The following is a 12,778-nucleotide window of genomic DNA, read 5'->3' on the forward strand; positions in this document are numbered from 1 at the left end:
GCTTTCGACAGATCTTTTTTCAGAGGATATTATTCAAACGGTTTTTCTGTAGGTGCCGGATCCCACTCCGCCGGAGTCACCGTAACAGTTACATTCGCTTTGATATTCGGCTCATCCGGTTTATCTTCACCACCACCGGCGTTACCACCGGAAGTTCCCGGACGGAAGTCACCGCTGAATGACAAAGCTACATCGTAGGCTTTTCCTGCTTCGATGATACCCTTATCACCGGGTGCGAAGATTACGTTGAAATTTTTTAATGCATATACATCTTCAGGTATATCATCTCCATTAGCCTCTTTTTCTTTCCATTTAATCTGTACCGCAAGGATTGTCGGATTATCATCCTTGGTAGTAGAAGTCGGTTTATTCTCGAAAACATACCAGTGGGCCAGGTTTTCCACTGGTGTATTATCAACTATAGATGTAATAGCAAGTTTCTCCTCGAAATCTTTAACAATAGGAAGATTACTTGTTCCCCAAGCCTCCTCCCATGTTCCGTTTGCAAACGCCAGATCAGCAGTAGCAGGTAAATAAGTTGGGAAATAGTGAGATTTCGTCTGTACATTCAACAAATAGGCTTTTGTGAATACAAAATCCTTACCATCACCATATTCACCCTGTGCCTGATCTGTTACAGTGATACTTCTTAACGTGATTTTAGCAGCAATGTACTTCAATTCAACAGATGCTTCTGCAGTGAAAGGATCTGTAGGTATTCCACCGGGATTCATCTGTGAAACATCTCCTATGCCTGACATAAGAAGGTTGGTTTTTTCCTGAAAAGGAACCAAAGCTGGCGGCGTTCCGTCCTCGACTACCAGGTCTTGCAGTACAGCTTCAAGTTGAGCTCTGGTACTGACGTTGAGAGCTTTTCCTGTTCCGGTACGATCTTCTCCGATATTTGCAATCACCATTACCTGAGAGGCCGTAGTTCTTGTTTCCACGGTTGCCTTTTTATGTCCCGGATTCTGACCATCATCTGTTAAATCAGGTCCTGTAACAAATGTTCTGGAAACGATCTGGTCCGCACCATTCAGGAAGAATACGGTGATATCGGTGATCGTCTTCTCTTCCGTACCATCCGCTTCCGGAACGCCTGTCGCCTTTGTCATTTCACCGTTTCCAAGGGTGATGTCTACCAGCATCTTATCCCCTTCCTGCGGGCCGCCATGGGGGTCAATAAATTCTTGTCTTGAACAACTCGCTAATGCCGCTATCGCCAGCATCGACAGAAAAACTGTTTTCATTTTCATTTTTACTTTGCTTGATATTAATAATAGTGTAACTTAAAAAATACTCGATTACTTTTGAGTGACTCGCTCACTTCCTATTGAACGGGTCGCTCTCTTTCCTTTGAGCAGGCTGCTCAATTCATTCGATCTCCGGCCTGTCGCCACCACCGGGGGTATCGGGCACCTCGCCTACGACAAAGTTGTCCGGCATCGTTGCCGTGCGGGGCTCTTTCAGCAAAGTAGAACCGTTGCTGGTAAGCTGCGTGCAGAGTGTAACGCCCCAAACAGAGCCGTCGGCAGCCGTAGCAGGCAACACAAAGCCTACCTGCGTAGGGGTATTGGGGTAGAGCTTCGATGCGGGGAAGAAGAATGTTTCGCCGGAATCGCCGTCGGTACGACGGATAGTGACACCGATTTGTTCGCCTTCGCCGCCCACTTTGATATGTTTACCTTTAATGATACAAGTTTGTCCTGCACTAATCGGTACGCCTTCGCCACGGGCTGCGGCTTCGGGATTTTGTGCATCTTGCGCACTCACCACGGTAAATAGCTGCGGACCGCTGACCGATTTCTGTATTTCGACGTCGATTTCGGCATCGGCAAGTGCCTGGCGCATTTCCTGACTCATGGAGTAAGCGATGCCTAGTTTCAGGCGTTTGCGGTCTGGGGCCGACATGAGTTCGCTTTCGAGGAAAACACCCTGGGAGGTGGGGCGGAAATAGCCCAGCAGAGTCGTGATGCTATATCCGGAAGAGAGAAACCAGATCATACGGCGCAGGATCTGATCACCCGTACGGGCTATCTCTTCCACATCTTCCTGGCGGGTGCTGAGGGCAGCTACTTCGCTGGCAAGATCGTGCATATTCAGGCATTTCTGCAACTTGGGTTGCAGGTAACAATCGTTCGTAATATCCTGAGTAAGTGCCAAGTCAAGAGCTTTGAGCGTGAGCTTCGTCTTCTGAGTCGGGTCTTTTGCCATAATTGTCTGTTTTTTAGTTACTGATATATTGTACATATTTTTAGTTTACCAATTAGCCGGGACCCAAAGGATACTAAATTTATATCAGTAGCTCCCTAGTAGAAAAACAGGGATAAAACAGCCGTATTCTTTCCCCTTTTTGCTTTCAGGATGGTCTGACGTAAAACGTAACCACGTGTGCCCTAGTGCTTGCAATTCGTATGATAAAATGACCTAGTTCATTAGAAACTATGATATAAAGACTAAAAATCAAGGCTTATAAATAATCTTATGTTATTAGCCAGTGATAAGTTAGATAGAAAATGGGAAGGTAGGCTATAACTAAAAGTATTCTCTTTTGGTACCCGGTTAGTATGAAAAAAATGAACGAATAAAGTCATATTTGTTCATTTTTTCTCTCACACGATGAATTTTAATCGCAGTTTATTATGATAATCAGATAATTTATATATCTTTGCGCAATCTTGACACAGTTTCTAATGTACTACGTCATTTTTTCTCCATAAAAAAAGAAAATCAAAGCGTTTCTAATTTGTAATGTTATTGCTGCCCAAGAGTATGGTAGCAAGGAAGTTTTCGTTCCATCAACACCTTTGAACAAGACGGACGGGACGGAAAAAATTGTAGATAAGAGTCTTTAAATAATTCTTTTTAGTTTCTTTGGATTTTGTCGGCAATCCCAGACAGCAACGATCTTTATAATATTCTTTTCTATACGATATATTAATTTATAATGCTTACAGGCAACTAAAGAACGATAATTCTTCGGATTTTCTTTTAATACATCTTCTTCTTTTCCTGCTAATGGGAAAGTTAATAAAGTATCTGCCGTATCAAGAAATTCATTATATACTTTTATTGCAGCCTGTTCATTTTTCTTAGCCAAGAAATCATAGATTGTATCAAGATGCTTGACGGCACGTTTCATCCATCTTAGTTTCATTTGTTGCATAACGGATGCTTTTTGCGCAACTGTTCAGTTGTGTAATACCGATTGTGACGATCATCGTCTTCCGATAATTCGATCTCTTCTTTCAGCTCTTCCACTGTAAAGCGACAAGGTGTATCTATATTCCTCTGCCTTATTTTACGCAAATAAGCAAGTGTTTTCCTCATCAACTCTTCGTTATCCATGATAGAGGCTATTTCTGTCAATATGGATGTTCTTAACTCGATACTTGTCATAATGGTAATTATTTTTGTCAATCACAAAGATAATTATTATTTCCGTTCCCTGCATGTCAAAGAGTCTTGTTTTGGAGACAAAATATCACTACATTTGTCACCCATTATATTAAGGAAGGAAATAAATGATCGATCAACCTACCATAGACCGGATACTTGACGCTGCAAACATTGTGGATGTTGTTTCGGAATTCGTTACCCTGCGCAAACGAGGGATAAACTATGTAGGATTATGTCCTTTTCATACTGATAAAACGCCCTCGTTCTACGTCTCTCCGGCTAAAAATATATGTAAGTGCTTTGCCTGTGGCGAAGGTGGTACGGCCGTTCACTTCATTATGAAGCATGAACAGCTGAACTATTTCGATGCCTTGCGTTATCTGGCCAAGAAATATAACATCGAGATACAGGAACGGGAACTGACCGACAAGGAGAAGCAAAGGAAAAGCGACCGCGAAAGTATGCTGATCGTCAATAGCTGGGCACAGCAATACTTTACCACCCAACTATACGAACATGTAGAAGGGAAAACGGTCGGACTCCGTTACTTTGCCGAACGTGGGTTCCGTGAAGACACCATCCGTAAATTCCAGTTGGGTTACAGTCTCGACAAGCGCGATGCATTATACAAGGAAGCAACCAAAAACGGTTATAAGAAAGAGTTTCTGGAAAAGACCGGTTTGGTTATTGCCTACGACAATGGAGGAGTCAATGACCGTTTTCGCGGCCGTGTGATATTTCCGGTACATACGTTAAGCGGAAAAGTCGTAGCCTTTGGCGGCCGTGTGCTCAAGAAAGACGAGAAAACAGCCAAATATGTCAACTCTCCGGAAAGTGAGATTTACCATAAGAGTAATGAACTTTACGGTATCTATTTCGCCAAACAGGCGATTGTCAAGGAAGACCGTTGTTTCCTGGTGGAAGGTTATACCGATGTAATCTCCATGCATCAGGCAGGAATAGAGAACGTGGTTGCCTCCTCCGGTACGGCTCTTACACAGGGACAGATACGGCTTATACATCGTTTCACCAGTAATATAACCGTATTATATGACGGTGATGCCGCCGGTATCAAAGCCGCCCTGCGCGGTATCGACCTGCTGCTGGAAGACGGGATGAATGTGAAAGTGGTTCTCTTGCCGGACGGTGAAGACCCCGACTCGTTTGCCCGCAAACATAATGCCAGCCAGTTTTCCGAATTTATTAAACAAAGCGAAACGGACTTTATCCGTTTCAAAACCCGTTTATTACTGGATGATGCGGGAACCGACCCGATCAAGCGCTCGGCGCTGATTACGGATATTATCCGTACGGTTGCCATCATCCCCGATAATATTGCCCGTTCCATCTATATCCGCGAATGCAGCGCCATGATGGAGATAGACGAACAGGTCTTGCTGAACGAAGTCAATAAGATCCGGTTAAGCAAGGAAGAAAGGCAGAACATGCAGGGACAGGTAACTCCCCCGGTATCCAATACGATGAGTATGATACCGGAATATCCGGACCTGCCCGGTTACCAGCCGGTTGCCGGGGACAGTTTTCTGCCACCGGATGATACCGTGCCATTGCCGGACGATTATATGCCTCCACCACCCCCACCGGAAGAATATCCGATGGAAGAAACCGGGCCTATGGATGTTCCGCCTCCCGATTATCCGCCGGCACAACCGCCACAGACGGTTCAACCAGTACAACCGGTACAAACAGGCCAGCCGAAACGTTCGCCTTACGAGGTGTACGAACTGACGTTACTGAAATATATCGTGCGGTATGGCGAACAAATCCTTTTCGATTATGTGGATGAGGAGACAAACGAACATATTGTGATGCGTGTGGCCGAATATATCCGTTACGACCTGGAGCGTGACGACCTGACTTTCTATACCCCGATCATTAAAAGCATGCTCGACGAAGCCGCAGACAAATGCAAGACCGAGGGATTTATTGCCAGCCGTTATTTCCTGGCCCATCCGGACCCGAACGTAAGCCGACTGGCCGCCAACCTGATCAGCGAAAAGTATCAACTGAGCAAGTATCACAGCAAATACCGCGAGTTGGAACAGGAACAGGATAAACTGGACCAGTTAGTCACCCGCGAAATATATGCGATGAAAGATGCCTATATCCTCCGGCAGATAAAGGAGACACAACTGGGCATCAAAGAGGCGCACGCACAAGGAAATGAAGAAAAGGTGTTCGAGCTGATGAAACAACTCACACGCCTGAATGAAATAAAAAACGTATTGAGTAAGGAATTGGGAGAACGTATCGTATTAAAAATGTAACAACTTATAGCCTATGAACTTTTTGGAAACGGAAGATGTGGTTAAACAATATGCCAATCATCTAGCCCTGAACAAAGTCAGCATACAGGTGCCCGAAGGGAAAATATTCGGGTTACTCGGACCAAACGGTGCCGGAAAAACCACGCTGATTCGTATCATCAACCGCATCACCGCCCCCGACAGCGGCACCGTCCGTTTCAACGGACGCGAATCGAGACCGGAGGATATTTACCAGATCGGTTATCTCCCGGAAGAACGGGGATTGTATAAAAAGATGAAAGTAGGCGAACAGGCCATCTATCTCGCCCAACTTAAAGGACTGTCTTATTCCGAAGCCCGGACCCGCCTGACCCGTTGGTTTGAAAAGTTCGACATCATGCCCTGGTGGAATAAAAAGCTGGAAGAGTTATCGAAAGGGATGCAACAGAAAGTGCAGTTTATCATTACCGTTATCCACGAACCGTCACTGCTTATCTTCGACGAACCGTTCAGCGGTTTCGATCCGGTGAATGCGGAAAGGTTGAAACAGGAAATCCTGGAACTGAAAGAGAAAGGACATACGATTATTTTCTCTACCCACAATATGGCTTCGGTGGAAGAGATATGCGATAACATAGCCCTGATCAACAAATCGCAAGTGGTATTATCAGGAAATGTGGCAGAAGTCAGAAACCGTTTCCGGAACAATACATTTACATTACGTATCTCATCCGATAGTGTCCTTTCAAACGTTCCGTCGGATACCTTCACGCTGCTTTGCGAAAAAGAACAAAGCGGAATACGCGAACTGCAAATCCATAAAGCCGACGGGATCAGTAATTCCACTTTACTGTCTACTCTGTCCGAACAGGTCGAAATCCTGTCGTTTGCAGAGGAACTTCCCTCCATGAATGATATATTTATTAACACCGTATCGGGCACAAACATCCCACAGGCATGAATAAAATAGGACTTATTATCAAAAGAGAATATCTGCGCCGGGTAAGCAAAAAGTCGTTTATCCTGCTTACGCTTCTGACACCGTTTTTGTTTGCTGCACTGGTATTCGTACCGCTATGGCTATCGACAATCAAAGGGGATGAAGTACGTAACGTTGCCATCATCGATACGACCGGGAAATATGCCTCGCTGTTCGAGAATAACGAGAGTTTTCATTTCATCCACAGCGATAAAACGTTAGACGAATATCGCCAGGGTGAAGATAAGGAGGTATTCGCCTTCCTGAGTATCACAGACGATTTGCTGAACAATCCTAAAGCAGCAACCCTTTACTCAGAAAAACAGGTTCCGGCCGAACTGAGCCGTTTGGTCAACCAGACACTCAGCAAGCAGTTGGAAAGCGAAAAACTCGCCTCTTTCAATATCCCTAACCTGAAAGAGATCATCCGGGAAAGCAAAATCAATTTCAACGTACAGACCATAAAATGGAGTGAAGACGGAAAAGAAAGTGCTTCATCGGCAACCGTCGCTTCGATCATCGGGATGGTATTCACGTTCATTATCTATATGTTTATTATGATGTATGGTGCAATGGTGATGCAGGGGGTTATGGAAGAAAAGACCAACCGTATCATTGAGGTGATGATCTCGTCCGTTCGTCCGTTCGACCTGATGATGGGGAAAATTATCGGTATCGGTTTTGTTGGTCTTACACAAGTATTCCTATGGGGTATTATCACGACCATACTGGTCAGTGTAGGAGGTTTTATGTTCTCCGGTGGAGTCGATGTGGCATCCCTGCAAGCTGGGCCTCAAATGGGGATGATGGATGCAAATGCTTTAGCCTCTTCTTCCGGGAATGAAATCATGGGAATCATCAATTCAATCAATATTGCAGAAATCGGTATCTCTTTTATTATCTATTTCATTGGAGGTTATATGTTGTATGCATCCATATTCGCGGCTATCGGCTCGGCGGTAGACAGCCAGGAAGATACCCAGCAGTTTATGGCTCCGGTCACGATCTTTATGATCTTTGCATTATATGCCGGAATTTACAGCATGGAGAATCCGGACGGACCACTGGCATTCTGGTGTTCGATGGTTCCGTTCACTTCACCGATCGTCATGATGGTACGTATTCCTTTTGAAATTCCTTTATGGGAAAAGTTATTATCGGTCTCTTTATTGTATGCTTCCGCCATCGGCATAGTCTGGCTATCCGCCAAAATATACCGGGTAGGTATCCTGATGTACGGTAAAAAACCGAGTATCAAGGAAATGGTGAAATGGATTAAATATAAATAAGATGGAAGCGACAATATCACTTATATTAAGCCGTCATGGAGAGACGGAAGAGAATAAATTGCGTATTATGCAGGGACAGATGCCCGGGCATCTGTCTGAACTAGGTAAACAGCAGGCGGAACAGTTGGCCGACCTGCTGGAAGAGGAAGAAATCGACGTTATTGTCAGCAGCGACCTGGCCCGGAGCTACGACACCGCTATGGCTGTTGCCCGCCGCAAAGGATTGGAGCCTGTCCGGACACCGCTGCTCAGAGAAATGGATTGGGGTATCTATACCGGAAAAGTGGCCAATGAAATGGATTTCAAGAATCTGCCGGAAAGCGTGGAAAGCGTGGAGGCTTTATATAAAAGAGCCGGAGAGTTTCTGCAATTCCTGCAAACGAACTTTCCGGGAAAACGTATCCTGGCTATTGGGCACGGAGGTTTCAACCGTGCCATTATCGTCCGTATAGAAAAAAGGCAGCAAGAGGAAATCCTGAAGCTGCCAATCATGAAAAACACAGCTTGCCTGCGCTTTTCACTCTAAATGATATTTACTTTACACCTGGGGCTGCACGACACTGAATGTACCGGATGCTTTGCTGACCAGTTTATCGTCGCAATAAATCTCACATTCACTGAAATGGACGTGCCGTCCCGGTTTGATAACCGTTCCTCTCGCGATCAGTTCCTTTCCCCAGGCAGCCCTTAAAAAGGATACTTTCAATTCGGCTGTCAATACGTCTTTATCGAGCGGCGTCATCGTATAGGCTGCAAAACCGGCTATCGTATCTGCCAAAGCCGCCAATACACCACCATGAATAACGCCGCTATATTGGCGTTGTTCATCATGCAAAGGCATACGCGCCTCAACGATCCCATCTTCAACAGTAGTGAACTGTACCCCCAAATGATTCACATAAGGGTTTGTCTTCACCCTGTCGAGTAATCTTTCTTTTACTTCTGCATTCATTATTTTTACTCAATTAGTTGGTTTCTTTCTAGCGGATAGTAATCTTACAATCATCCAGATTGTCGATAATAGCCAGGCTTTCCACATGGATACCCGACTCACGCAAGGCTTTTCCTCCATCCTGAAAGGCTTTTTCTATAATAAAGCCCATACCGGAAATGGTTGCACCCGCCTGCTCTGCCAGATCAATCATTCCCAGGGCAGCATTACCGAAAGCCAGAAAATCGTCTATAAAAAGAATATGATCGTCTGCCGTCAGGAAGTTATTACTGATACAAACCGTATAATCACGGTCTTTCGTAAAAGAATGGACTACCGTACTCAGCATGTTCTCCATCGTCTTCGGTTGCTTCTTCTTTACAAATACGACCGGCAACTGCAAAATATATCCCACCATAATAGCCGGAGCAATACCGCTGGCTTCGATCGTTACAATCTTATTAATATGTTCGCCTTTAAAACGATTGATGAACTCTTCGGCAACCTTGTACAGAAGCATCGGGTCCATCTGATGGTTAATGAAACTATCGACTTTCAGGATACCTCCCGGATAACATCTGCCATCTTGCAGAATACGCTGTTTAAGTAATTCCATGTGTTTTATTCTGTTTTATCTACTTGATCTTCCTTTACTCTTATCAAAACATTGGCTATGATAGCTGTTAATCCGCCAGTTGTTATACCTGAAGAAAAGATACCTTTAATCGCTTCGGGAGCCGTTTTCAGAATATCGGGCATCAACTCGACACCGAGTCCCAACGACAAACTGACTGCCAGCACCAGCGTAGCTTTCCGGTTGATTTCCTGTGCGGCAATGATACGGATACCGGCCGCTGCCACCGTACCGAACATCAATAAAGTCGCTCCCCCAAGGACCGGATCGGGCATCAAAGAGAAAATAACCCCGACAACCGGAAATAACCCCAACAGGATCAACATTCCGGCAATATAATAACCGACATATCGGCTGGCAACACCTGTCAACTGGATAATCCCGTTATTTTGTGCAAAGATAGAGTTTGGAAACGAATTAAAGACACCTGCGACGAAAGAATTCACGCCATCCGCCAACACACCGCCGGATACACGCTTCAGATACCCCTCTCCTTCAATCGATTTACCGGAAATCATGGAGTTGGCAGTAACATCGCCGGTCGCCTCGATCGCAGTAATCAGGTAGACCAGCCCAATCGCAATAAAGGAAGATATATTAAAATCCAACCCATACTTAAAGGGTACCGGAATATTGAATCCGCTCAGATTTTGTGAAGCGGCAGCGCTCATATCCACCATGCCCAAAGCAAAGGAGAGTCCGTAACCGATACACAGCCCAAGAACAATCGAGCTCATTCGCAGGTATTTATTCTTACAACGGTTGAAGAACAGGACGCTCAACAACACCGTCGCCGCCACTCCCAGATTCTCCAAACTACCGAACGTTCCGTTATCCATCGCTGCAAAGCCACCTCCGCAGGAAACAACCCCCACTTTAATCAAGCTCAAACCAATCAACAAGACAACGATACCGGAAACCAACGGTGTAATGATAGAACGCATATACTTAAATGTACGGCTGATAATCATCTCGACCGGAGCGGCAGCCATACAAACACCAAAGATAAGCGGCAACCCGCCAGCCAGGCCGGCAGAGATGATCGGTCCGATAAAAGAAAAACTCGTACCCTGTATACAGAGCAACCCTGCCCCTACCGGACCAATCCGCTTACATTGTATGAAGGTCGACACACCGGAAGCAAAAAGAGCCATCGACACCAAAAAACCGGTTGTTTCGAGATCCAGCTTCAATGCCCCCGCAATAATCAAAGGCGGAGTAATGATTGCGACAAAAATGGCTAATAAATGCTGCAAAGCGGCAAACAACGTCTCCTTTAAAGGCGGACGGTCATCGATGCCATAAATCAAATCTGTTTCTTTTACCGGGATAATAGTCTCTTCTAACTCCTCTGTGTTAATCTTCATCTTTACTTTATATATTGATATATTCTATTACAGTTTCAAATCCTGCAAGGTCTCGCCTTTGGCATTCAATACACGCAATGTCATTTCCTTTCCTTTCTTCTGAAGGACCATCACTGTGGCACCGTCCATCCGGTATCCTCCTCCCACCATAATAGGGAAGTTGTTACCGTTGGCAGTACCTTTCGGATAATAGGCATGGCGGTGTGTATGTGCATTTATACAAATATTGAACGGTGCTTTTGCCAGCAGCCCTCCCCATAACTCCAAACACGGATTATAACGATCCACCTCCTTACCATAAATAGGTATATGATGGATTAAGACACGTTTTGCAGCCTGTTTGAATGGTTTCGAGGCCAGTTCTTCTTTCAGAAAACCGACCTGTGCTTCGCGCAAAGCCGAAAAATCATTCAAGCCATAATATACCCAGTGGTCGTCCGGTTTGTCTTCGCCACAGTCGAGCATAACGATACGGGTATCACCCCAGTTGAATGCTCCATACGTTTTATCACTTACATAATCGAACAAGCTACGCAACCCGATTGAATAAGCATTTCTAATCTCATGGTTGCCACGCAAATAAAAAACGGGTACATCAGCAGCACCGACCGTCTCGTTCAGTTCCGAAAGGAAATGAGTCGCTTCGTCATGATCTTTCGGGTCATCGATGCAGTCACCATTAAAGATCACGAAATCATAGTCTACATCCTTCACTTGTTTGTATAGGGCTTGTAATGTCTCAGAATGTTTGTGCAGGTCGTTGAAGATAATAGTCGTAAAATCAGCATCGGAAGAAGCCGGTAAGGTGAATGAATGGAAATCGGAAACAGCCGTTTCGCCGAATACTTTCTTATAGGCCTGATAAAGCATAATTTCCTGTGAGCAAACACGGTAATAATATGTCTTGCCTGGTTCCAGATCGTTCAGTCTTACTTTATTTTGCAAGTCATTGCAAATAACCTGTCCGTCCACGATCGTACGTGCTTTTTTCAACTGGTTCTTATCGGTTCCGTATTCCACCCAGCTATAAGCAGGCACCGTTGTCTGCCACATAACCGTGATACCGTTTCCTACCGGGTTCTGTAAATAAGGTTCTGTACGGAATATCTGTGCGGCAGGCTGCATAAAAGCAATCTCCGCCACAATCGGACGATGATCGGAAGCAGCCGGCTCATTCACGACATAAGCAGAAAGGCGGGTAAATGCCGTTGTGTCCTTGGCATAAGCAGCGATATAATCGATTGTTTCCGTAGGTTCGTCGGCCGGGAAAGTCGGTTGCTTGGTGTTTGTCAGGATAACGAAATCCTTTTGAACCTCCTGTATGACTTCCGAATCAGGATGGGCATTGAAATCGCCGGCTATGAATAAAGGCTTATTGGCTTTTGCCGCTTCCTTACGGATGATATCCAAGGAGGCCAGACGATCTTCCCCTGTCAGCGACAGGTGGGTGCAGCAATAAATATATTTCTCAAATTCAACGATCAGCAAAGCACGTTCTTCCTCTCTTCCCGGAAGAGCCAGATAACGGTAACTAAGCGGTTTCTCTTTACTCAGCATCCCAATGCCGTATTTACCGCCGTCATAATTTATTGCGGGAGCATAAACGGGAAACATAAGTGTCTTATCAGCCAATACACGCAAGATGTCGGTCTGGCCGCTTCTGCCCGTTACACTGTCCACTTCCTGAACAGCGACAACATTCGGACGCACCTTATTGATTACATCAGCCGTACGTTGAATATTGGAGACATTATCCAATCCTCTCCCGTTACGGATATTATAACTCATGATACGCAAGGTGTTATCCTCCCTTGCCCTTTCTCCTGTGAATAAATATTACATAACGGCAATAACATAAAAAGTATCGCCATGAACCTACTCCCGTGTCTCATCTGTTTATTATTTAGTGATT

At 45.1% G+C, this 12,778-nt stretch carries 12 protein-coding genes; 4 read left to right on the forward strand and 8 right to left on the reverse strand.

The features are described 5' to 3' along the window. Nucleotides 1-29: 29 nt before the first annotated feature. The 4 genes from C825_RS21835 to C825_RS21850 all read right to left on the reverse strand — a co-directional run bounded on the left by C825_RS21835 (nt 30) and on the right by C825_RS21850 (nt 3,399). Nucleotides 30-1,250 carry a fimbrial protein gene (locus C825_RS21835; protein ID WP_010800173.1) on the reverse strand — a complete coding sequence of 407 codons (1,221 nt, stop codon included), beginning with the start codon at nt 1,248-1,250 and terminating at the stop codon, nt 30-32. A gap of 124 nt (nt 1,251-1,374) precedes the next feature. Further along, nucleotides 1,375-2,214 carry a DUF4469 domain-containing protein gene (locus tag C825_RS21840; protein ID WP_007657644.1) on the reverse strand — a complete coding sequence of 280 codons (840 nt, stop codon included), beginning with the start codon at nt 2,212-2,214 and terminating at the stop codon, nt 1,375-1,377. Nucleotides 2,215-2,851: 637 nt separating this feature from the next. After that, nucleotides 2,852-3,166 carry a type II toxin-antitoxin system RelE/ParE family toxin gene (locus tag C825_RS21845; protein ID WP_224264592.1) on the reverse strand — a complete coding sequence of 105 codons (315 nt, stop codon included), beginning with the start codon at nt 3,164-3,166 and terminating at the stop codon, nt 2,852-2,854. After that, complete coding sequence (locus C825_RS21850) at nt 3,154-3,399, reverse strand: hypothetical protein (protein WP_007657640.1); 246 nt, start codon at nt 3,397-3,399, stop codon at nt 3,154-3,156. The genes C825_RS21845 and C825_RS21850 overlap by 13 nt, the downstream gene beginning before the upstream one ends. A 125-nt stretch (nt 3,400-3,524) precedes the next feature. On the opposite strand from C825_RS21850, the gene dnaG reads away from it, so the two are divergent. The 4 genes from dnaG to C825_RS21870 are packed head-to-tail and all read left to right on the forward strand — an operon-like array spanning nt 3,525 to nt 8,460. Then, on the forward strand, nt 3,525-5,687 hold the full coding sequence (gene dnaG / locus C825_RS21855; RefSeq protein WP_010800174.1) for a DNA primase: 2,163 nt from the start codon (nt 3,525-3,527) through the stop codon (nt 5,685-5,687). 13 nt (nt 5,688-5,700) lie between these two features. Then, complete coding sequence (locus C825_RS21860) at nt 5,701-6,627, forward strand: ABC transporter ATP-binding protein (protein ID WP_010800175.1); 927 nt, start codon at nt 5,701-5,703, stop codon at nt 6,625-6,627. Next, a complete protein-coding gene (locus C825_RS21865) occupies nt 6,624-7,934 on the forward strand; it encodes an ABC transporter permease (RefSeq protein WP_007657635.1) in 1,311 nt (436 codons plus the stop codon). Before C825_RS21860 ends, C825_RS21865 begins: the two co-directional genes overlap by 4 nt. Nucleotide 7,935: 1 nt before the next feature. After that, nucleotides 7,936-8,460, forward strand: a complete 525-nt coding sequence (locus tag C825_RS21870; protein WP_010800176.1) for a histidine phosphatase family protein — start codon at nt 7,936-7,938, stop codon at nt 8,458-8,460. Between the two features lie 12 nt (nt 8,461-8,472). Here the strand turns inward: C825_RS21870 and C825_RS21875 are convergent, their stop codons facing one another. Genes C825_RS21875 through C825_RS21890 form a run of 4 tightly spaced genes read right to left on the reverse strand, consistent with a single transcriptional unit; the run spans nt 8,473 to nt 12,654 of the window. Continuing rightward, nucleotides 8,473-8,886, reverse strand: a complete 414-nt coding sequence (locus tag C825_RS21875) for a PaaI family thioesterase (protein WP_007657632.1) — start codon at nt 8,884-8,886, stop codon at nt 8,473-8,475. 28 nt (nt 8,887-8,914) lie between these two features. Continuing rightward, nucleotides 8,915-9,481, reverse strand: a complete 567-nt coding sequence (gene xpt / locus C825_RS21880; protein ID WP_007657631.1) for a xanthine phosphoribosyltransferase — start codon at nt 9,479-9,481, stop codon at nt 8,915-8,917. 5 nt (nt 9,482-9,486) lie between these two features. Beyond that, nucleotides 9,487-10,866, reverse strand: a complete 1,380-nt coding sequence (locus C825_RS21885; protein WP_007657629.1) for a nucleobase:cation symporter-2 family protein — start codon at nt 10,864-10,866, stop codon at nt 9,487-9,489. 27 nt (nt 10,867-10,893) lie between these two features. Continuing rightward, nucleotides 10,894-12,654 (reverse strand): endonuclease/exonuclease/phosphatase family protein, encoded by a 1,761-nt coding sequence (locus tag C825_RS21890; RefSeq protein ID WP_250690615.1) that lies wholly within the window; start codon nt 12,652-12,654, stop codon nt 10,894-10,896. Nucleotides 12,655-12,778: the final 124 nt, after the last annotated feature.

The organism is Parabacteroides sp. ASF519 (assembly GCF_000364265.2).
GTDB lineage: Bacteria > Bacteroidota > Bacteroidia > Bacteroidales > Tannerellaceae > Parabacteroides > Parabacteroides goldsteinii.